This window comes from Coxiella endosymbiont of Ornithodoros amblus, from assembly GCF_019425495.1.
Lineage (GTDB): Bacteria > Pseudomonadota > Gammaproteobacteria > Coxiellales > Coxiellaceae > Coxiella.
Genome location: NZ_VFIV01000009.1, coordinates 1 through 20,485 on the forward strand (window position 1 = coordinate 1; position 20,485 = coordinate 20,485).

A 20,485-nucleotide genomic window follows, 5' to 3' on the forward strand; every position below is an offset into this window, starting at 1 on the left:
CAAGTATTTTAATATCTTTCATCACCTGCTCTTTATTTAAAATAGAAATTCTGTGTTGGCGCATTATAACGCCCCCTTTAAAGAGCGCACTTTTCATTGGGTTGTTTTTTATTATTTTTTGACTTGTGTATTAATATTAGCTATAGAAAGAAATTAAGCTTTGTTAAAAGATAACCGTCTCTATTACAAAATATCACCTTGCTTCAGGAGCTTTTCTTGGCTGCTATATTTTTGATAAGTCTTATATCGCTATCGCTAGTGGTGTGTTTAGACTCTTCACAAAACCCTCCAGAATCGTCCCTGGCAAAACGCTACAGCGCCATTAGCTTCACCTTGAAATTAAAAACTTTGCTAATTACTGGAAAAGCCTCATCAGAGTTAAGGAAGATTGAATATTTTAAAAAGATTTTGTATTGGTTCAATGTAATAGGTTTTATTATATGTCTCGCAGGAAGAGGGCGATCGGCCAACAGTAAAAAGGATTACCTTCCCTTTAGCGCACAAACCGATGGATAACCTGTGTGATTTTTCATCGAGAGAGGATTTGAACAGTTGGCTGCTATTTATCATGGCTCCCAGGATTCTGTTTACGTGATTAACGGAGAGTTAATTGGGAAAATTGTGGTGGGGAAGAGTATGCTCATCTCGATAATGGAACAACCGCTTTTGTTAGCGTGACAGTTTGCAGACTGTATAAAAGCCTGCCCTAACAAAAACACTAAAATATTAGTGCTTGAAGGGTTCAAACATATGATTCTAGACGATCATGATCTTGATTGGTGCGTGTGATATGGCCTGCCCCGATAATATGTAAAAAGTCATTATTTGATGAGTTCAAAGATAATACAAAGAAGGGAATTGTTCCTTGCATGCCAGCCTGTCTGGAAGCGGCGATGAAATTCTATCTTTTTAAGAAAATCAGTTCTCGGATTTTTCTTCCTAAAGAATTTGTATACTTCGTGTGCTGCCTTCCTGATCAAGTCAGGAGAAGTGTCGATTATTTTTTCCATTAACCGTACTTAATCTAATTAATTATTTTCTTCAAACACTTACTAACAATTAGAGAATTTCTACACTACCTTCCTAAAAACCGGTGAGAATAACGTAAAACAAAATACACAATTTATTGTTCGGCTAACTTTATAGGCTGAAGAAAGCAATTCATTTGATGACTTTATCAAAAAAATTAAAGTAAAACAATATTCGGCGCTTTTGCTTATCGATATTTAAGGGGTTTCGATCGCTTGTATTCGAACTTTATTAGACGCGCTGGGATTGATTGCGAGAATGTGCATCGCGTGACTTTGCTGGCCTACTGTGAAGAGCGGATAAGTAATATAAAGTTTCCTTTTCAATTTTCGAAAGAACTTCAATTTTTCAGAATCTTGTTGAAGCCAGCGAAATCAAAAGCAAGTTTCCATTCGATTATATTGATCGGATAGAAAATGATAACATTGTTTTTATATCGCACGCCAACTTAGCGTCGGTGTGTGAGGAAAGTCTCAATCAGAATAGCACTCCTCGTAAAAATGTTCTGGCGGGTGAAGTACTAAATCCTGACGAGCAAAAAGCACAGCGCTTAAGGAAAGGTTTGCCGGGAACGGGTAAGACTGCATTGATACGTTATGTGTTAGCAATTAATCGAATTAAATTTATCTAAAATTAGAGCAAAAGATTTTGAAGGCCTTTGAGAAGGGAAGAAGCATTTGGATCGATGAATAGCTATAGCGATTCCTTAGAGCGCATATTGAATAGTGTTTTATCGGGAATAAGCCTTACACGAGAGCACCACCTAGGCAACCTAGTTTTATGGTTTTTTTAGCGGGAATCCGCAGCATTGGCGGTGGGCGTCGAGAATTGAGTCCGGCTTTAGCCAACCGCTGTATCCATTTACAAACTCAACCGCTAAATAATCAACGGGATATTGAGAGACTTTTGAAAAACTTCGTGAGTAGAAAAGGGAAAGTATATTCTGACGATTTTCCTTTCCTTCAACTAAGCGCTTTAAGCAATTGTGAAGCAAGACAGTAACGTAAATATCGAACGCTATTGAGCTACTTTGAACAGTTAATCTCAAACGTTCCAAGGGCTTTTCCTGAGTGCTGCATATTGATCAAGGATTGGAAACACGGTATCCTTTTGAAAAAATTGTCTGTCGGTGTGGATAACCGGTTGATTGACTTCTTTACTTAAAAATAAAGAGAGAAAACCATGAAGAAAATCGCAACTATTGGAGCAATGGCCATGTTAGCCGTGGGTTTGACGGGCTGTACGCCTGGCAACAACGTTCCTGGGGGGACCCTTGCTGGGACAGCAGTGGGTGGATTGTTAGGAGCTGCTTTCTTTCATGGGGAGGGAGCGTGGATCGGTGTTTTTGGCAGTGCGCTGATCGGCGGCGTTGTTGGTAATTTCGTCGGTAAACGAATGGATGAACAAGATCGTATTAATATAGCTCGTGCAGTGACGAACACGCCGATTGGCCAGCAAGCCAGTTGGACTAATAGTCACGACGTGACTTATACCGTTCGTCCGATTCGTCAATATCATCAACACCACCGTTATTGCCGGGAATACCAAACTTTAGTTACGATAGGCGGTCAAACCAAGAAAGCCTACGGGACAGCTTGTCGTATGCCAGACGGACAATGGAAGATCATTCGATAAAAGAAAATCACTACGCGATGACTATTGATTCCCTGCCTGAGGTTCGGCTCCCCCGTTTGCGCCAGCGCTCGCAACTTCGCGAATTAATTAGTGAACATCGTTTGTGCGTAAAAGATATGATTCTGCCTTCATTCGTGCGAGTGGGACAGAAAATCAAAAGCTCGATACCCGGGCATTTTTAGTGGAGCGTTGATCAGCTGGATGAAGAAGTTGAACGAATTGAGGCTTCTCAATTACCGGGGATTATCTTGTTCGACATACCCGATTTTAAAGATGCAACAGGTTCCTCAGCCTTTCAGCCCGATGATGTTGTTCAGCGGGCAATTCAGCGAATTAAGAATAAAGCACCGCGGCTCTTAATTGCTGCGGATTTGTGTTTTTGCGAATATACTGATCACAGTAACTGTGGTGTTGTGTCTAAAAATATTCGTAGTAATGACGATGTCGATAATGACAACGCTCTTAAATTATTTAGTATTAGTGGCTCAAGCCACCAGTTTAGTTCGCGCTGGTGCTGATGTGATTGCTCCAAGTAGTATGATGGACGGCATGGTTCAGGCAATCCGTCGGGGGCTGAATCATATGGGGTTCACAGGGATTCCTGTTCTCAGTTATGTGGTTAAATACGCATCCAGTTTTTACGGCCCCTTTCGCGAAGCCAAATTGGACGTAGCTGAGTGCGCGGATTTCTTAATGGTTAAACTCACATTCCATTCAGTGCTTACCAGGTCAGCGGAGAATTCGGCATGATCAAAGTCTCCGCCCCCGTGGTTGGCTCGATGAAACACAAGTAATGATGGAAGTTTTTGGCTATTAAACGCGCCAGCGGATTTTGTTATTACTTATTTTTTATTACTACTTATTTTGCTAAAGAAGCGGCTCGATTGTTGTTAGGAAGAGAATAGAGGCGCGCTGACCCCTATCATTATCCACATCCCAGCCATTCGAATTTTAAACTTCGTCATTCCCACCTTTGCAGGACGGCGAGAGTTTTTAGAAATTAAGACTAATAAAAAAACAAGCCAAAATGGAAAGAATTCCCAATTAAGGCTACTTCTGTTGACCATTTTAAGTTGCCAACTTAAAATGGTCGTGGGTTTATTCATCGTGATATCGAAGTCTGCTTAACAAACTCTGCATGGATTCAAACCCTTTTAGGGCCTGGTTCATTTGTTAAAACCTTATTTTAGCAACCTCCGTCGTAAGCGTTTCTATGACTAAAAGAAAAATTATTTTTTCCTGCCAATATTGCGGTGCGCAATACGCGCAATGGCAAGGGCAGTGTCGTGATTGTGAAGAGTGGAATTCCATTGTTGAAGAAGTGGCTGTTAAAAAATCCACACATCGTAGAGGTGGATTTGCGGGTGCGCAGTCTGTTCCTGTCTTGCTAGGCAACGTTAGCATGCAATCCAAACCACGGTTGGCAACGGGACTTGCAGAATTTGATCATGTCCTTGGTGGAGGGTTAGTTTCTGATTCGGTGGTATTAATCGGTGGTGATCCAGGTGTGGGTAAATCCACTTTATTGCTGCAAATTTTGTGTGAAATTAGCAGAAATTATTCCACTTTATACATCAGTGGTGAGGAATCATTGCAACAAATTGCATTGCGAGCACAGCGACTGCAATTACCTCAAGATAAATTAACCCTGTTGGCAGAAACTCATATCGAGAAAATATTAGCGCTGGCGGAACAATCGCATCCGCAAGTGATGGTAATCGATTCCATCCAAACGGTGTACACTGAGACCGTTCCTTCAGTGCCTGGCGGAGTAGGTCAAGTACGGGAAAGTGCAGCGCAATTGGTGCGTTTTGCGAAACAAAAAGGAATCGCTTTGTTTATCGTGGGCCATGTGACTAAAGAAGGCGCTATTGCAGGCCCTCGCGTTTTAGAACACATGGTCGATACCGTCCTTTATTTTGAAGGGAAAAATGACAGTCGTTTTCGTGTTATTCGCGCGGTTAAAAACCGCTTTGGCGCTGTTAATGAAATTGGCGTATTTGCAATGACTAACGCGGGATTGAAACAAGTGAATAATCCATCGGCGATTTTTTTATCGCGCTATGAAACAGCGGTTTCTGGAAGCGTGGTTACTGTAACGTGGGAAGGCAGCCGCCCTTTGCTTGTGGAAGTGCAAGCCTTACTGGACGAAAGCCATCTTGCAAATCCTCGCCGAGTCACCGTCGGTTTAGAGAAGAATCGTTTATCCATGTTATTAGCCACATTGCATCGCCATGGTGGCGTTCCTACCTATGACCAAGACGTATTTGTTAACGCCGTCGGCGGTCTACGCATTGTGGAAACGGGCGCTGATCTTCCTGTTTTATTAGCGGTGTTATCGAGCTTACGAAGTAAGCCATTACCTCCAGATTTAATCGTTTTTGGGGAAGTTGGCCTCGCTGGTGAAATTCGTCCGGTTCCGAGTGGACAAGAACGAATTAAAGAAGCGGAAAAACACGGCTTCAGACGCGCGATAGTTCCCAAAGCCAATGCGCCTAAAGATTTTTCGGAAGGGATGGAAATCGTGGCGGCAGATAAATTGCAGAGTGTATTAAATTACAATTATTAAGAAAAACTGGTAGTCTGTATGAAACGTAGCGAAATACAGGATTATGTTTAGTTTCCGGTATTTCGTTTCGCTACACACGACTACTATTTTTCTTAGAGAGTGGCCGTAAAATCAAAAGCATCATCGTTTGATTTATCATTTTCCTTCGCCATTTCCAGAAAGAGATATTTTCTTCATTGTTTCGAAATATAGATGAATCATCTTTTTTGGCCCCGTCTTCAGAGCGAAACATATAGACTTATTGGACACTTCCCCATGAGACAGAGTCCAGGTAAAATGGCAGCTTTCAGTCATTGGCAGGAGTTTGTCATGTACGAGCCTACGTCGACTGTAGAGAGTTTCGATCCCGAATTGGCAGAAGCAATTCGGGACGAAGCGCGACGACAGGAGCACCACATAGAGTTGATTGCCTCGGAGAACTATGTCAGTCCGCGCGTGTTAGAACTTGAGGGTTCGTTATTGATTAATAAGTACGCCGAAGGGTATCCCGGCAGGCGTTATTACGGTGGTTGTGAATTTGTCGATATTGTCGAGCAATTGGCGATTGATCGGGCAAAGGAACTGTTTGGCGCGGATTATGCGAACGTTCAGCCTCATTCGGGTTCGCAAGCCAATGCGGAGGTCTATATGGCACTAATGAATCCAGGCGATACTTTACTTGCCATGGATTTGTCGCATGGAGGCCATTTGACCCACGGCTCTCCCGTCAGTTTTTCAGGTAAGTTCTATAAAGCCGTGCATTACGGTTTAAATTCGGATGGTGATATTGATTACGAAAAAGCGGCCAAACTAGCGCAAGAGCGTAAACCAAAAGTTATCCTAGCTGGATTTTCTGCTTTTTCGGGCGTCGTCGATTGGCAACGTTTTCGTGAAATCGCGGATAGCGTTAACGCCTATTTTATGACTGACATCGCGCATGTAGCTGGTTTAGTAGCCGCCGGAGTTTACCCTTCGCCGGTTCAAATTGCTGATGTTACGACGACAACGACGCATAAAACATTACGAGGCCCTCGTGCGGGTTTAATTCTAGCAAAGGCCAACCCTGAACTTAAAAAACGCTTAAACTCTGCCGTATTTCCGGGTTCTCAGGGCGGACCATTGATGCACATTATTGCGGCAAAAGCAGTCGCCTTCAAAGAAGCGATGCAACCGGAATTTAAAACTTATGCGCGACAGATTTTAAAAAATGCTAAGGCAATGGCGGATGTGATGAAGGAGCGCGGATATGCGATTGTCTCGGGCGGAACGCAAAATCACCTATTTTTAGTGAGTTTGTTAGATAAAAACATGTCGGGCAAAGAAGCCGAAGCGGCTTTAGGACGAGCTAATATTACAGTTAACAAAAATACCGTTCCCGGTGAAACCCGCTCGCCTTTTGTGACTAGCGGCCTTCGCATTGGCACTCCCGCTATTACCACCCGAGGGTTTAAAGAAAAAGAAGCTTCTCAATTGGCGCATTGGGTTTGTGATATTTTAGATGATATTCATAACGAAAAAGTCATCGCCGATGTCAAACAAAAAGCCCATGAATTGTGTCGGAAATTTCCGGTGTATCAGGAAATCGACTGATGTATTGTCCTTTTTGCAATGCCGAAGACACGAAGGTCATCGATTCCCGGTTAGTGGAAGAGGGTACGCAAGTGCGTCGGCGGCGTGAATGCTTAAAGTGTCAAGAGCGTTTTACGACATTTGAAATGGCTGAATTAAATCTACCTCGGATTATCAAAAGAGACGGTCGGCGCAGCGCTTTCGATGAAGAAAAATTGCGTGTTGGATTATTAAAGGCTTTAGAAAAACGGCCGATCAGTACTGAACAGATTGAGACGGCTGTCCAATGGATTATTCATAAATTACGAGCACGGGGGGAGCGTGAAGTAAGTTCTCAATGGCTAGGTGAATTAGTGATGGATGAATTACGAGCGTTGGATGAAGTGGCTTACGTGCGTTTTGCTTCCGTTTATCGAAGTTTTCAGGATATTAACGCATTCCGTGATGAAATTCGCCGCTTGCAAAAACAACAGAAGACATCTCATGATAAATAAAATTCGCCATAATGCGCGGCGCTATGCTCTCCAAGCGATTTACCAATGGTCCTTTTGCGAAACGAAGGCGGACGCTTTGATTAGTCAATTTATGGAAGAGCACAAGCTTTTGGATACGGATGTGGCTTATTTTAAAGAGTTAGTCACAGGGACGATTCAGCAGGTTGGCGTCATTGATGAACTGATGACGGCTCATTTGGACAGGAATATTAGCGCGTTAAATCCAGTCGAATTATCGGTGTTGCGCTTATCAATTTACGAGTTTCTTCATCGGAAGGAGGTACCATATAAAGTAGTGATTGACGAAGCACTGGAATTGGTGAAAGAATTCGGGGCCAAAGCAGGGCACAAATATGTCAATGCTGTTTTGGATGTATTAAGTTCTGAGATAAGAAAGGGGGTATAAAATGCCAAGAGGTAGAGGACCACATGGTCCAAAAAAGTTTAGAAAGCGCAATAAGAAATTTCGTTGAGATTCTCAAACACTGCATCATCAAAAATTATCGGCCGGTTCCAATTATGGCGGATAATTTTTTAACGGAGAAAATCGATCTTAGCCTGAGTCGTCACACCAAGAAATTAGTCTTCTTCTGCTAAACGCGCGACTTCTAGCTTTTCAAGATCGGGGTTTAATGATTTTAAGTAGCGATCGTACCTTCTGTAATGATTTGCCTCAAGCGGGCTTTTGGTTCTCCTTCCTTGTAAGCGTACAACCACAAAGTCTCGATCCTTGGGTTTGTGCGTTCGGGTTCTACAATAATTGTAGTTCCGTTTGGAAATAAAGGTTCCGTCGCACATCCCTGATGGCAACACATACATAACTTCGTCCGAACTTTGATAATGAGGTAAAGCTTCGGGCCAACTCAACTAGTGGCATCCTTCCAGGAGACTAAAGGCACACGGTTCCATGCGCGATAACTCCCTGTTACTTCAGAGGACTGATCGCTAGAAATGGGTTCTTCACCAATCAGCTGGCTAATATTCACCATAAAATAGCGAGCGATAGGTTTTATCGTTGCTAACTTAGGGTTAGTATTTTGTCCCGTTGATAATCGGTGAATGATGAGTTATGCGATCCCCGTTCGTCAGGCTAACTCACTCGCGTTGATTTGGAGCGAGGTCATTAGCGTTTTAAGGTTTGAACTAGGTGAAGTTATAAAATTTGTCCCTATTATTCCTGTCCATTCACTTGGGGACTGTCTATTATTTAAAATAATAAACAATTAAATTATTTCTATTCTCATATCTACTGTCAACTATTTCTTACAATTAATTCTGGCTTAAGCTATTGACATGCATTAGAATTTAAGATTTTTTAGCCCGTATTTCTTTGTGGTATAACTCTCTCATGCCTTTAACAGAATTTACGATTATTAAAAATTATTTTCACCGACCGAAAAAGCAAGCGAAGAATGTAGTGGTTGGAATCGGTGACGATGCTGCGGTGATTGAAATACCTAAGGAACAGCAGGTTGTCATTTCTGTGGATACCCTAGTGGAAGGAGTGCATTTTCCAATAAATACACCGCCGCGTGATTTAGGATATAAAGCTTTAGCTGTTAGTTTGAGCGATATCGCTTCCATGGGCGCTACTCCCCATACGGCTTTACTCGCTTTAACCATTCAAAAAACGAATGAGATTTGGCTGAAAGCGTTTGCAGAAGGTTTTTTTTTGCTGGCGGATCGTTATCAAGTTTCGCTCGTCGGGGGTGATGTGACAGAAGGCCCGCTTTGCATTTCAATTACGGCTACGGGTTTAATTCCAAAGAATGAAATGATTTGCCGTAACAGCGCGACAGTCGGAGATTTGATTTACTTAACGGGAACGGTAGGGGACGCGGGTTTAGCATTGGCGTTATTAAAACAACATAAAAAAATAGATCCTTTTTTGTTGGCGCAATTAAACTGTCCCACTCCTCGTATTGAAGCGGGTGTGGCGTTGCGGGGAATTGCTAGTGCGGCAATCGATATTTCCGATAGCGTTGTGGCGGACCTTGAAAAAATCGCCCGAGCGAGCCAAGTGGGTGCGAAAATTTACGTCGAACGCTTGCCGTTATCGGACAGCTTTAAACGATACTGCCCTCTAAAAAAAGTGTGGGAATACGCGCTGGCCAGTGGAGATAATTATGAACTTTGTTTTACCGTTCCAAAAGAAAGAAGCAAGCCATTAGAAGAAGTTTTTCATTCCTTGGGTTGCGAGTGTCGCTATATTGGAGAAATTATCCAAGGCAAGGGTGTGACGGTGATCGATCCACAAAACCGGCCCATAAACATAGCGAAAAAAGGTTATGAGCATTTTTCAAATGCGTAATCCTCAATTTTAACGAGACCCTATATAACTGAGTTATCATGAATAATGAATTATGATGCGGAAAGAATGGATTTTTAAAAGTAGTTTAAGGTGATGAAGATGAAAAGGAGTTTGAGATCCCTCGCATCGAGAATTTTTATTTTTCCCCTCTTATTGGCATTAACGCCTTTGCAGGTGGTCCAGAATTCCTTATTTTAACCTGTGGATAACATCACTTGGTATTTTAGGCTATTTATGGGGCGCATTTCAAATATGAGTCGAGTTATGGCATCGGCTCACGGTTGAATGTTCAAAATTATACATACTATACCAAGAAATTCGGTGATGGTGGGGGTAGTCAAATAGGCGTTCGCTATCACCTTAAACGTTCTTATGTGGGATTAGAAATGAGTGCGCAAGAGAGTAGTCGTCAGGGAAGCCATTAAATCATTTATATTTTTAGGCCAATGGCTCTCTTTGTTGTTACAAAGGCAATTTCGTATTAATTCTAATGTCGACCTTGCTAGTATTTTAGGGACAGACATAACTCCGCGCAGGCATATGTATGGCAAATTGGGCGTTTCATATTCCAAATTAAAGCACAAAGTTACTCAAAGGGTGTGTTCGGTATTGACTTACTTCAAACGGTTTTCCAACAGAAGTTGAGTAAAAACCTCTGGTGTTATCTTACAGGATTAGGAATTGCAGAAGACCTTGAGTGAGGCGTGAGTCTTTTTGCTCAATACGATTATTATGATTATGTGAAAATAACTTAAAAACATTGAGAAACATCTATTCTTATTTGTTGATGTTTACACTCAAAAAGTACTAGTGGGTACTTATACTATCGCTTGGTTCTCAATTTTGAGTTTGCAGTGTAGTTCCGTAAGTTCGATGACAAAGGGAGATAAGGTTCATGAATATTAAATAGCGCTTAAAATATCTGGCCTCATGTCTCTTATTCCGCGCTTTCTTCTGGGTAAATAGCAGCCCATTAGCGGGGGCGGGTTCAGAATACCACCGTCTGGCACCATGGGTGATTTATATTGGCAGTTTCGGCGGTGTCTATGTGGCTAATTTTGAATATGAAGGGAGGTATTTAGGAGATGGGCCTCCAACTTTTATCGTTCCGATCTCGCTAGTAATGTTGATCAAAATGGACATACCGCGGATGGGTATATCGGTCTTCGTTATTATTTTTCAAATCCTTGGTTTTTTGGTTTAGAGCTTGCTGCAATGGGAAATTCAGAAAATTCTGCAGCCGCCGCGAGCCTGCTTTCCCCCTCAATTGAAGATTTGATTTTTAAGTTGATTAATCAATTTAGAATTAAAAGTAATCTCGATTTAACTGCTCAGCTAGGAGTCAACATTACCTTTTGAACCCGCGTTTATATAAAAGGGGGCTTACGCCAAAATTAGACACATATTGATGGTTTTCAACCCGGCTGCTTTAACTCCGATCATTAGCCTTCAACAGACGACTCACAAAAATGGATGGGGCTATCTTTTGGGTTTTGAGTTGGGATATGATTTCTGTCCTTGGTTCGGCATTTTTACTGAATATAATTATTAAAGTAATATTTTAGTTTGAGTAATGGAGGCGATACTTATCGTCAAAATGTCCGTGTTCATGCTTATCCGGCCCTCCTAGGGTTAACCTCAATTTTTCAATCTAGGTTGTGAGAGGGATTATCGATGATAAAAGGAGAAAGATTCATGGATAGGAGAAGAAGAGTCTGGTTATCAATCACATTAGGAATTTTATGGGGATATTTTTCTCTCGCCGGGAGCGGGAGCACGTTAGCTGACGGATACGAACCTTTACCGCAATGACGGGGTATCGCGAAATGAATTGTGCAAAAGTGAATTTGGCAGTGGGGTGCATTATGGGGTCCATGTTGGGGGTTCAAATCATTTTGTTCGCCCGTATTATTTTGGATTGAATTTTTCGGGGATGAGCAACTCACGAAAAGCGCGATTTAACGGCTCTTTATTCCTGGGCTTTGGCAGTACAGTACCACCGCCACCGTCATTGATAGCGCACTGTGTTTAAAATGTAACCTCGGTTTGATCGGAATTTTGGGATTGATATTACACTGGCTCTGCGCTTGTATTTGAAATAGGGTGCCTCTTATGCAAAATTGGTGGAGGATTTCGCAGTCTTACAATCAACGATGAGTGGAGGCATTTCCTAGCAAGATCAAACGTACCATAGTTTATGGGGCCCCTAGTTCTAGGGGTGGTTTTAGCGCGAAATTTGTGTCGATGGGTTAGCTTATTTGCGGAGTATGATTTTACGATTACGGTAACCATACGTCAAATACTGCCAATAACATCTCTGTGGATCCCGTCATTGCTTCACCAGATGTTTATATCTAGGAAAAGAAACTTTAGTTCTTTTGTGCTGTTATGTTCGACGTTTATTCAACGAGACTACTTCTCGCTCTATTTTGCCGGTATATAATTGTCTTGGGCGAGCGAGGCGATGATCAGGGCTGCTCATCATTTCCATCCAATGTGAAATCCAGCCCACTGTTCGTGATAATGCGAAAATTACTGTAAACATATTAGAAGGGATGCCAATGGCATTTAGCGTCAGACCGGAATAAAAATCCACATTTGGATAAAGTTTTTTCTCGATAAAATAATCATCCTCTAGAGCAATTTTTTCTACTTTCATCGCTAATTTAAATAAAGGTTCATTGTGGCGGCCAACGGCATCGAGGACTTCATAGCAGGTTTTCTGCATGACTTTGGCACGGGGGTCGTAATTTTTGTAAACGCGATGACCAAAGCCCATCAGACGAAAGGGGTCATTTTTGTCTTTAGCTTTTTTAATATATTGGCTGATGTTTTTTTCGTCACCAATTTTCCTCAACATATTTAAACAAGCTTCATTAGCACCGCCGTGGGCAGGGCCCCAGAGAGCACTAATACCCGCCGAAATACAAGCAAACGGATTTGCTCCCGTAGAACCGGCGACTCGAACGGTAGTCGTTGACGCATTTTGTTCGTGATCGGCGTGAAGGATAAAAATACGATCCATCGCGCGAGCTAAGACGGGGTCGGGTTCTGTCTTTTCGTAAGGGGTGCCAAAGAGCATATGTAAAAAGTTTTCTGCATAATTCATCGCCCGGCGAGGATGCATAAACGGTTGGCCAATGGAATATTTATAACTCATAGCGGCCAGCGTGGGCATTTTGGCTATTAATCGGATGGCGGATAATTCGCGGTCGGCTGGTTTAGTGATGTCTAACGCATCATGATAGAAAGCTGAAAGTACGCCGATGGTGCTTAGCACCATCGCCATGGGATGGGCGTCATAGTGAAAGCCATTGAAAAATTTTGTCACTTGCTCATAAACGCTGCTGTGTTCTTTAATCGTGCGAACAAATTTTTCTTTTTCTCCTTTGTTTGGGAGCTCGCCATACATAAGTAAGTAACAAACTTCCATATAATCCGATTTGTCAGCCAATTGATCAATTGGATACCCACGATACAGCAAAATACCTTTCTCGCCATCGATAAAGGTAATTTTTGACTCACAGGTTGCTGTAGAGTAAAAACCAACATCCAGCGCATAGGCACCATGATTGCCCAATGTCTTTACGTCAATCACATCCTTGCCAAGGGTAGGTGAATAAGTGGGGAGTTCAACCGACTGATTTTCAAAAGAAAGTTTAGCTTTACGATTGCTCATTCGTGCTCCTGGCAGGTCTGGTGCTTGTAACTATAATGAATTTTAGTGGGATTTTCAAAATTTGCCCACATCGATAGGTCGGTAGTACTTTTTTCTGGTGAGTTTTCTGACAGTTTCTCTTCTGATAAAGAATGGCAGAAGCGAAGTTCCTCGTTGCCATTTTGCGAACGGCATTTAGGAAGATAAGCTAGAATCTCTGTTTCTTGAGTTCTTATCCAGTGAAGAATTAATAGGTTTCAAATTATCCGAGGCTTAAATTAATTTAAGCTCTCCTCCAAGCCCTTCTAATACCGTAGAAAATAAATTCATTTTTTCTACGTTACCCAGGAATATAACTAATTGTGTTAATGGGCTTAATTCCCCCGTCATTTTTTCGTGGTATTTTCCATCGGTATCCTCATCTCCCATCTTGAAATTCCTTTTAAAATATTTTTAAACTCATTACTAGTGAGTTTAAAATTAAATAACAAAAGCGCCTTCATCTTGAGAAAGTTTAGGCAATCTGTGAATATGATAGTAGGGGTCCGGCACAGGAGTTTAGTTTCAAAATAAAAACGAAAAGCAGCATCAAAAAAAGAAAAGGTATCCCCTCGCTAAGATTAATGTTCAGTTCGGAAATAAAACTATCAAATGAGCCCCTTCGTAGCATCGGTTCTTTTTCTTTTTTTGATGAGGCGCTTTGACTTGCCGCAGGGTAGGCATGATTATTGCAGGGGAAGGGCTCACTAAGCGCAGGTTCTTTTCTTTGACAAGAGGGAAGAAACTCGAAGGATTATTGTAAAATCCATGTGAATCGGATATGGTTTCTGAATTCGGGAGGATGGAGAAGACAATTTAAAGTCATTAGAAAAACCATCATCGAGATTATCGGTGTGGCGTCTGGGATTATTGTGATTAAGGGTTCGAGACATGGGAGTTACCTTTATTTGTTTATGGGTTTGTTGATGGAAATTCAAACAACCCAAGCTTAGGCTAACCTTAACCATCCTACTCCCAGGGATATTTTTTGAGGAAGCCCTTATCTTGGTTACCAAAACTTAGCAAGAAGCTAAAGCAGAGTTGCATTACCGAATGTAATCCCGTTATAATCAGCACGCGTTTGCAACGCAAGTATTTTCACTATCTTCATGTTTTTATTGAAAAAATAAGGAATGGTATGAACACCATGCGCCCTGTCAACCTTGATTTGACGAAATTTCATTTTCCACCAATGGCCATCTTATCGATCGGGCATCGTATTTCTGGGTTTGTACTCTTTCTATGTATGCCCTTAATGTTTTATCTATTACATTGGGCGACGGCTTCGGCGGAGAGATTTTATCATCTGCACCAATTGTTGTTGCATAACGGCTCGATAAAACTGGCCGTGTGGATCATGCTATCAGCCACTTTATTTCATTTATTCGCCGGCATACGCCATTTAGTCATGGATCTGGGTTTTTGGGAATCCGTTCCTGAAAGCCGAATTAGTGCCTATGCCGTTTTTGTGGCTTCGTTTATTGCCATTGTTTTAGCAGGAGTATGGATATGGTAGATAGGACTAGTCGTCGCGGCTATCGTGACTGGTTCGTTCAGCGGATTACCGCCTTATTAAGCGGTATTTATGCGGTTTTTGTCATCGTTTTTTTGCTCGTCCGCCATCCCATTTCTTACCCTCAATGGCACGCATTATTTAGTCATTTAATAGTGAAAATATTTACCATTATCGTTATTTTCAGCATTTTATGGCATGCTTGGGTTGGCATGTGGACAATCTTTACCGATTATGTAAAAAAAAAACCCATACGGCTCGTTTTAGAGACTCTGGTTTGTTTATTGTTAGCGGGCTATTTCGTATGGGCCATTAAATTTTTGTGGATAGCGCGTTAAACGAGGTAAAGAATGAGCTCTATTAGAGTCAAACAATACGATGCTGTCATCGTAGGAGCGGGCGGGGCGGGCTTACGCGCCGCATTGGAAATGGCGCAATCTCGTCAGTATAAAGTAGCCGTTGTATCAAAAGTTTTCCCTACTCGATCGCACACCGTTTCTGCGCAAGGCGGCATAGCGGCCGCTTTGGGCAATGTGGTTCCGGATAAACCGATTTGGCATATGTTCGATACGGTTAAAGGATCGGACTATTTAGGCGATCAAGATGCCATTCAATACATGTGTGAACAAGCCCCACCTTCTGTGTACGAATTGGAACATTATGGACTTCCCTTTTCTCGATTGGATGACGGTCGCATCTATCAACGCGCTTTTGGGGGGCACACGTGCGATTTCGGCAAAGAAATGGCCCGGCGCACATGCGCCTGTGCGGACCGAACCGGCCATGCTATGCTCCATACGTTGTACCAAAAAAATGTAGAAGCAGGCACCCATTTTTATTATGAATGGTATGGGATCGATTTAGTCCGCGGTGCACAAGGCGGGATTGCCGGCATGGTCGCAATGAATATAGAAACCAGTGAGTTGGTTTTTTTCAAATCACGAGCGACGATTTTCGCCACCGGGGGAGCGGGCCGTATTTATGAAGCAACCAGTAACGCTTATACCAACACGGGTGACGGGATTGGTATGGTGTTGCGAGCTGGGTTGCCTGTGCAAGACATGGAGTTTTGGCAATTCCATCCGACGGGTATTTACGGTGTGGGTTGTTTGATTACAGAAGCCGCACGTGGCGAGGGTGGTTACCTTATCAATAAACACGGCGAACCTTTTATGGAACGTTATTCTCCTCATTTAAAAGACCTCGATTGCCGCGACGTCGTTTCCCGTTCTATCTTACAAGAAGTCATGGCCGGCGGTGGTGTGGGCCCGAAAAAGGATCACGTCCTACTTAAATTGGATCATTTGGGAGAAAAAGTATTACGAGAGCGACTCCCTGGTATTATCGAATTATCCGAAAAATTTGCAAACGTCGATATCACAAAAGAACCCATCCCTATTTTACCGACATGCCATTATATGATGGGCGGCATTCCCACCAATATTCATGGCCAAGCACTCACCGTGGATGAAAACGGTAGGGACCAAATTATCGAAGGCATGTTTGCCGCGGGAGAATGCGCGTGTGTCTCTGTCCATGGCGCAAATCGGTTAGGAACTAATTCATTATTAGACTTAGTTGTCTTTGGCCGTGCCATTGGATTGCATTTGGAAGAGGCCTTAAAAACGGAATTGAAGCATCGTTCTGAAAATCCTGATGATATTGATGCTGTTATTGCTCGGTTAGAACGCTGGGAAAAACCCAATAATGTTGAAAATCCCGCATTACTTCTACAGGAAATACGAAAAGCTATGTCGGAAGACTTCGGCGTGTTCCGCGAAGAGCGGAAAATGGAGCAAGGACTGAAGCGCCTACAAAAATTGAATGAACGGTTACAGCGCGCGAAATTGACCGATACCAGTCGCACTTTCAACAATGCCCGAATTGAGGTATTAGAACTCGATAATTTAATCGAGGTTTCTTACGCCACTGCCGTTTCAGCACGGCAACGTACGGAAAGCCGGGGCGCTCATTCTCGTTATGATTATAAAGAACGCGACGATGCAAATTGGTTAAAACACACCGTTTATTTTCGCGATGGGCGCATCGCTTACCGTCTTGTTAATATGAAACCCAAAGGGATGGATCCGTTTCCACCTAAATCGAGAGATTGATAAAAAAATGAATTCTAAAAAATTACGAATCATGGCTTTCTCAATTATGCGCTTTAATCCAGAAACAGATAAAAAACCTTATATGCAAGATTTTGAATTGGATGTTTCTGCCATTCAGGGAAAAATGTTACTTAACGCCTTGGAAGCACTTCGAGAAAAACACCCCGATATCGGTTTGCGACGTTCGTGTGCGGAAGGCGTTTGTGGCTCGGATGGAATGAATATCAATGGCAAAAATGCCTTAGCTTGCGTGACCCAATTAAAAGATTTGCCCGACCGTGTCGTTATTCGACCGTTGCCGGGCTTTCCTATTATTCGCGATTTAATTGTGGATATGGAGCAGTTTTATGCTCAATATAAAAAAGTAAAACCTTATCTTTTAAATGATCAGGAAGCTCCTCAAAAAGAACGGCTGCAAAGCCCAGAAGAACGGGTTAAATTGGATGGATTGTACGAATGCATTTTATGCGCTTGTTGTTCTTCTTCTTGTCCTTCCTATTGGTGGAATCCAGACAAATTTATTGGACCGGCGGGTTTATTATGGTCGTATCGATTTATTGCCGATAGTCGCGACTCCAAGGAAAAAGAACGCCTCGACGCAATGAAAGACCCGTACAGTGTTTTTCGTTGTCGTACTATTATGGATTGCGCGACGGTATGCCCTAAAAATCTTAACCCTGCTAAAGCGATCAGGAAAATCCGCACCGAAATGCTTCAGGAAACAGAAAGCGGGGAATAATCGGAAAACGAGAAGATAAAGAACATGTCAAAAATCACAATGCAACAGTTTCAAAAAAGTTCTTATTTAGCGGATAATAACGCCGGCTATATCGAAACCCTTTACGAAAACTTCTTAAAAGATCCTCACAGTGTTAATCAGGAGTGGCGCAGTTATTTTGAAACATTGACAAACGGTGCTTCAACGCCTGATATTTCGCATGCGACCATTCGCGAAGAGTTTCGCGGATTAGCGTGTAAACCGCGTTCTATTTCCGCAACCACCATTACGCCCACTCCTGAGCAAGCGGCAGTGGACTTATTAATTGAGGGTTATCGTCGTTTTGGTCATATCAACGCTAAAATTAATCCGTTGGGCGATAACTGTCCGGTTGATAGCCGATTGGAATTGGGGCATTATAACTTAACAGAATCCGATTTTAACAAAACATTTGCCACTTATGGCCTTTTGAATAAACCAAAAGCCACTTTAAAAGAAATTTACACGCAATTGCGAAAAATTTATTGCGGTTCAATTGGCATACAATATAGCACTATTTCCAATGAACGCGAGCGAAATTGGTTGCGGGACTATGTGGAACAGCGTCTACCGTTGATTGAATTTGATAAAGAAACGAAACGTAATATCCTACAACAACTGGTGGCTGCCGAATCTTTAGAAAAATATTTAAATACCAAATATGTCGGCCAAGTTCGCTACTCATTAGAGGGCGGCGATAGTTTAATTCCCCTTTTAGACGAATTAACCAAACGCGCACGGTATCAAAAAATTGAAGAAATTGTTATTTGTATGGCGCATCGCGGACGCATGAATGTATTGTTAAATATAATGGGGCAATCCGCTGCCGAATTGTTTCAAGAATTTGAAGGCAAAAAAGATTACGGTTTGGTGTCGGGTGATGTGAAATATCACCGTGGTTATTCACGCGATGTAGAAACTGACGCAGGGCCGATTCATTTATCATTAGCATTTAATCCATCCCATCTAGAATTCATTTGCCCGGTAGCCATGGGTTCGGCGCGGGCGCGCCAAGAGCGAAAAAATGGACACAAACGCGATTATGCGATGACCGTGATGATTCACGGCGACGCTTCTTTTTCGGGTGAAGGTATTGTGATGGAAGCGCTCAGCATGTCACAAACACGTGCGCATCACGTGGGTGGTTCCATTCATATTATTTTAAATAATCAAGTGGGTTTCACAACGAGCGATCCCCAAGATGCTCGCTCCTCGATGTATTGTTCGGATATCGCAAAAATGTTAGATGCGCCAGTATTTCATGTTAATGGGGACGACCCTGAAGCGGTTGTGGCAGTGACACAATTCGCCCTTGATTATCGCATGGCTTTTCATAAAGATGTCTTCATCGATCTTGTTTGCTATCGCCGTCACGGCCATCAAGAGGTTGATGATCCGATGCCGACACAGCCTGCCATGTATAAAATCATTCAAAAACATCCTACAGCCCAAACGCTTTACGCAAAAAACCTGATAGAAAAAGAGTTATGTACTGCAAAAGAGGTCGATCGATGGATTGACGATTATCGCGACCGCCTGGACCAGGGTCGGCAATTGGTTGAAATCTTACCCGAAGGATTATCGGCTCATTATGCCGCTAATTGGACGCCTTATTTGGGACAGGATTGGACTACGGTCGTAGACACTACGCTTCCTTTAAAAAAGTTAAAAGCGTTAGGGAAAAAATTCTCAACTTTACCAAACACCCTTCATTTACATCGTAAAGTCGAAGCTATCTATAAAGCGCGCCTGGAGATGACAGAAGGAAAAACGCCGATGGATTGGGGGTTTTCTGAGATGTTGGCTTACGCGTCGTTGTTGGAGGAGGGGTTTTCTGTTCGACTTGTTGGTCAAGATTCCCGACGAGGTACTTTCTTTCATCGCCATGCCGTTGTGTTTGATCAAGAAACAGGAAAAGAATACGAGCCGTTAAAACATTTAAGCGACAAGCAAGCGACGCCCCATATTTACGATTCATTGTTGTGTGAGGCAGGTGCGCTAGGATTTGAATATGGTTACTCCACCGCAGATCCCAATTCCTTAGTTATTTGGGAGGCTCAGTTTGGTGATTTTGCAAATGTCGCCCAAGTCATTGTAGATCAATTTATCAGCTCAGGCTGGCAGAAATGGAATCGTTTATCAGGAATCGTTTTATTTTTGCCGCACGGTTACGAAGGTAAAGGTCCGGAACACTCTTCAGCGCGTTTAGAAAGATATTTGCAATTGTGTGCTCAAAATAATATGGAAATTTGCGCCCCGACGACTCCCTCGCAAATTTTCCATTTATTGCGCCGTCAAGTCCTACGGCCTTATCGGAAACCCTTGATCGTTTTGACACCCAAAAGTGTGCTGCGTAATAAATTAGCGGTTTCATCATTGGAAGATTTAGCTCGTGGTCAATTAAAATTATTGATTCCGGAAATTGAGAAACACGATCCAAAAAAAATTACCCGCGTAATTTTGTGCAGTGGAAAAGTGTATTACGATTTATTAGCAAAACGCCGTGAACACAAAGGAAAATTGAATCATATTGCGATGATTCGCATCGAACAGTTATATCCATTTCCTTACGATGAATTAAAAGCGGAATTGAAAAAATACCCAAACGCCAAGCAAGTTATCTGGTGTCAAGAAGAGCCTAAAAATCAAGGTGCGTGGTTTTGTACGCGCCATCGATTAATAAAGTGCATATGGAACGATCAAACGTTAGAGTATGTTGGGCGCTCGGCCTTCGCTGCCCCCGCGGCTGGCTATTCGGCACTTTATGTAAAATTACAAGAACAATTAGTTAACCAAGCGTTAGAAATTTGAGGAAAGA

The 20,485-nt window shown here is 42.4% G+C and carries 16 protein-coding genes and 3 pseudogenes; 16 read left to right on the forward strand and 3 right to left on the reverse strand.

The window, feature by feature from the left end; translation table 11 throughout:
- Positions 1 to 552 precede the first annotated feature (552 nt).
- From FIV31_RS02190 to nusB, 9 genes and pseudogenes are all read left to right on the forward strand, one after another.
- A complete protein-coding gene (locus FIV31_RS02190) occupies positions 553 to 678 on the forward strand; it encodes a hypothetical protein (protein ID WP_280123640.1) in 126 nt (41 codons plus the stop codon).
- Between the two features lie 808 nt (positions 679 to 1,486).
- Positions 1,487 to 1,660: a hypothetical protein gene (locus tag FIV31_RS02195; RefSeq protein ID WP_280123641.1), complete on the forward strand. Its 174-nt coding sequence runs from the start codon at positions 1,487 to 1,489 to the stop codon at positions 1,658 to 1,660.
- Between the two features lie 149 nt (positions 1,661 to 1,809).
- Complete coding sequence (locus tag FIV31_RS02200; protein WP_280123642.1) at positions 1,810 to 2,031, forward strand: hypothetical protein; 222 nt, start codon at positions 1,810 to 1,812, stop codon at positions 2,029 to 2,031.
- A 180-nt stretch (positions 2,032 to 2,211) separates the two neighbouring features.
- A complete protein-coding gene (locus FIV31_RS02205) occupies positions 2,212 to 2,664 on the forward strand; it encodes an RT0821/Lpp0805 family surface protein (RefSeq protein WP_280123643.1) in 453 nt (150 codons plus the stop codon).
- Positions 2,665 to 2,681: 17 nt separating this feature from the next.
- Positions 2,682 to 3,569 (forward strand): annotated as a pseudogene (locus tag FIV31_RS02210) (porphobilinogen synthase).
- 308 nt (positions 3,570 to 3,877) lie between these two features.
- Complete coding sequence (gene radA, locus FIV31_RS02215) at positions 3,878 to 5,233, forward strand: DNA repair protein RadA (RefSeq protein WP_280123644.1); 1,356 nt, start codon at positions 3,878 to 3,880, stop codon at positions 5,231 to 5,233.
- A gap of 309 nt (positions 5,234 to 5,542) precedes the next feature.
- The gene (gene glyA, locus FIV31_RS02220; protein WP_280123668.1) at positions 5,543 to 6,802 is read left to right on the forward strand and encodes a serine hydroxymethyltransferase; all 1,260 of its coding nucleotides are present in this window, start codon (positions 5,543 to 5,545) and stop codon (positions 6,800 to 6,802) included.
- Entirely contained in the window at positions 6,802 to 7,275 is a 474-nt protein-coding gene (nrdR, locus tag FIV31_RS02225) for a transcriptional regulator NrdR (protein WP_280123669.1), read from the forward strand. Before glyA ends, nrdR begins: the two co-directional genes overlap by 1 nt.
- The gene (gene nusB / locus FIV31_RS02230; protein ID WP_280123645.1) at positions 7,265 to 7,681 is read left to right on the forward strand and encodes a transcription antitermination factor NusB; all 417 of its coding nucleotides are present in this window, start codon (positions 7,265 to 7,267) and stop codon (positions 7,679 to 7,681) included. The genes nrdR and nusB overlap by 11 nt, the downstream gene beginning before the upstream one ends.
- Before the next feature lie 173 nt (positions 7,682 to 7,854).
- Here nusB and FIV31_RS02235 read toward each other — a convergent pair.
- Positions 7,855 to 8,498: pseudogene (locus tag FIV31_RS02235) on the reverse strand (S24 family peptidase).
- A gap of 125 nt (positions 8,499 to 8,623) precedes the next feature.
- On the opposite strand from FIV31_RS02235, the gene thiL reads away from it, so the two are divergent.
- A complete protein-coding gene (gene thiL / locus FIV31_RS02240) occupies positions 8,624 to 9,586 on the forward strand; it encodes a thiamine-phosphate kinase (protein WP_280123646.1) in 963 nt (320 codons plus the stop codon).
- 922 nt (positions 9,587 to 10,508) lie between these two features.
- Positions 10,509 to 11,241, forward strand: a pseudogene (locus FIV31_RS02245) (outer membrane protein).
- A gap of 731 nt (positions 11,242 to 11,972) precedes the next feature.
- On the opposite strand, the gene gltA reads toward FIV31_RS02245, so the two are convergent.
- Both gltA and FIV31_RS02255 read right to left on the reverse strand, forming a co-directional pair.
- A complete protein-coding gene (gltA, locus tag FIV31_RS02250; protein WP_280123647.1) occupies positions 11,973 to 13,265 on the reverse strand; it encodes a citrate synthase in 1,293 nt (430 codons plus the stop codon).
- Between the two features lie 252 nt (positions 13,266 to 13,517).
- On the reverse strand, positions 13,518 to 13,673 hold the full coding sequence (locus FIV31_RS02255) for a hypothetical protein (RefSeq protein WP_280123648.1): 156 nt from the start codon (positions 13,671 to 13,673) through the stop codon (positions 13,518 to 13,520).
- 748 nt (positions 13,674 to 14,421) lie between these two features.
- Between FIV31_RS02255 and sdhC the strand changes: the two genes are divergently transcribed.
- The 5 genes from sdhC to FIV31_RS02280 are packed head-to-tail and all read left to right on the forward strand — an operon-like array spanning position 14,422 to position 20,478.
- A complete protein-coding gene (gene sdhC / locus FIV31_RS02260; protein WP_280123649.1) occupies positions 14,422 to 14,799 on the forward strand; it encodes a succinate dehydrogenase, cytochrome b556 subunit in 378 nt (125 codons plus the stop codon).
- On the forward strand, positions 14,787 to 15,134 hold the full coding sequence (sdhD, locus tag FIV31_RS02265; protein ID WP_280123650.1) for a succinate dehydrogenase, hydrophobic membrane anchor protein: 348 nt from the start codon (positions 14,787 to 14,789) through the stop codon (positions 15,132 to 15,134). The genes sdhC and sdhD overlap by 13 nt, the downstream gene beginning before the upstream one ends.
- Positions 15,135 to 15,146: 12 nt before the next feature.
- Positions 15,147 to 16,910, forward strand: a complete 1,764-nt coding sequence (sdhA, locus tag FIV31_RS02270; RefSeq protein WP_280123651.1) for a succinate dehydrogenase flavoprotein subunit — start codon at positions 15,147 to 15,149, stop codon at positions 16,908 to 16,910.
- A gap of 7 nt (positions 16,911 to 16,917) precedes the next feature.
- On the forward strand, positions 16,918 to 17,649 hold the full coding sequence (locus FIV31_RS02275; protein ID WP_280123652.1) for a succinate dehydrogenase iron-sulfur subunit: 732 nt from the start codon (positions 16,918 to 16,920) through the stop codon (positions 17,647 to 17,649).
- Positions 17,650 to 17,673: 24 nt separating this feature from the next.
- Positions 17,674 to 20,478 (forward strand): 2-oxoglutarate dehydrogenase E1 component, encoded by a 2,805-nt coding sequence (locus tag FIV31_RS02280; RefSeq protein ID WP_280123653.1) that lies wholly within the window; start codon positions 17,674 to 17,676, stop codon positions 20,476 to 20,478.
- Positions 20,479 to 20,485 lie beyond the last annotated feature (7 nt).

Excerpts from the sequence above, each read along its gene's own strand:
- FIV31_RS02200 (WP_280123642.1), top strand. The coding sequence starts at position 1,810 with ATGGTTTTTTTAGCGGGAATCCGCAGCATTGGCGGTGGGCGTCGAGAA.
- FIV31_RS02205 (WP_280123643.1), top strand. The coding sequence starts at position 2,212 with ATGAAGAAAATCGCAACTATTGGAGCAATGGCCATGTTAGCCGTGGGT.
- radA (WP_280123644.1), top strand. The coding sequence starts at position 3,878 with ATGACTAAAAGAAAAATTATTTTTTCCTGCCAATATTGCGGTGCGCAA.
- glyA (WP_280123668.1), top strand. The coding sequence starts at position 5,543 with ATGTACGAGCCTACGTCGACTGTAGAGAGTTTCGATCCCGAATTGGCA.
- nrdR (WP_280123669.1), top strand. The coding sequence starts at position 6,802 with ATGTATTGTCCTTTTTGCAATGCCGAAGACACGAAGGTCATCGATTCC.
- nusB (WP_280123645.1), top strand. The coding sequence starts at position 7,265 with ATGATAAATAAAATTCGCCATAATGCGCGGCGCTATGCTCTCCAAGCG.
- thiL (WP_280123646.1), top strand. The coding sequence starts at position 8,624 with ATGCCTTTAACAGAATTTACGATTATTAAAAATTATTTTCACCGACCG.
- gltA (WP_280123647.1), bottom strand. The coding sequence starts at position 13,265 with ATGAGCAATCGTAAAGCTAAACTTTCTTTTGAAAATCAGTCGGTTGAA.
- FIV31_RS02255 (WP_280123648.1), bottom strand. The coding sequence starts at position 13,673 with ATGGGAGATGAGGATACCGATGGAAAATACCACGAAAAAATGACGGGG.
- sdhC (WP_280123649.1), top strand. The coding sequence starts at position 14,422 with ATGAACACCATGCGCCCTGTCAACCTTGATTTGACGAAATTTCATTTT.
- sdhD (WP_280123650.1), top strand. The coding sequence starts at position 14,787 with ATGGATATGGTAGATAGGACTAGTCGTCGCGGCTATCGTGACTGGTTC.
- sdhA (WP_280123651.1), top strand. The coding sequence starts at position 15,147 with ATGAGCTCTATTAGAGTCAAACAATACGATGCTGTCATCGTAGGAGCG.
- FIV31_RS02275 (WP_280123652.1), top strand. The coding sequence starts at position 16,918 with ATGAATTCTAAAAAATTACGAATCATGGCTTTCTCAATTATGCGCTTT.
- FIV31_RS02280 (WP_280123653.1), top strand. The coding sequence starts at position 17,674 with ATGTCAAAAATCACAATGCAACAGTTTCAAAAAAGTTCTTATTTAGCG.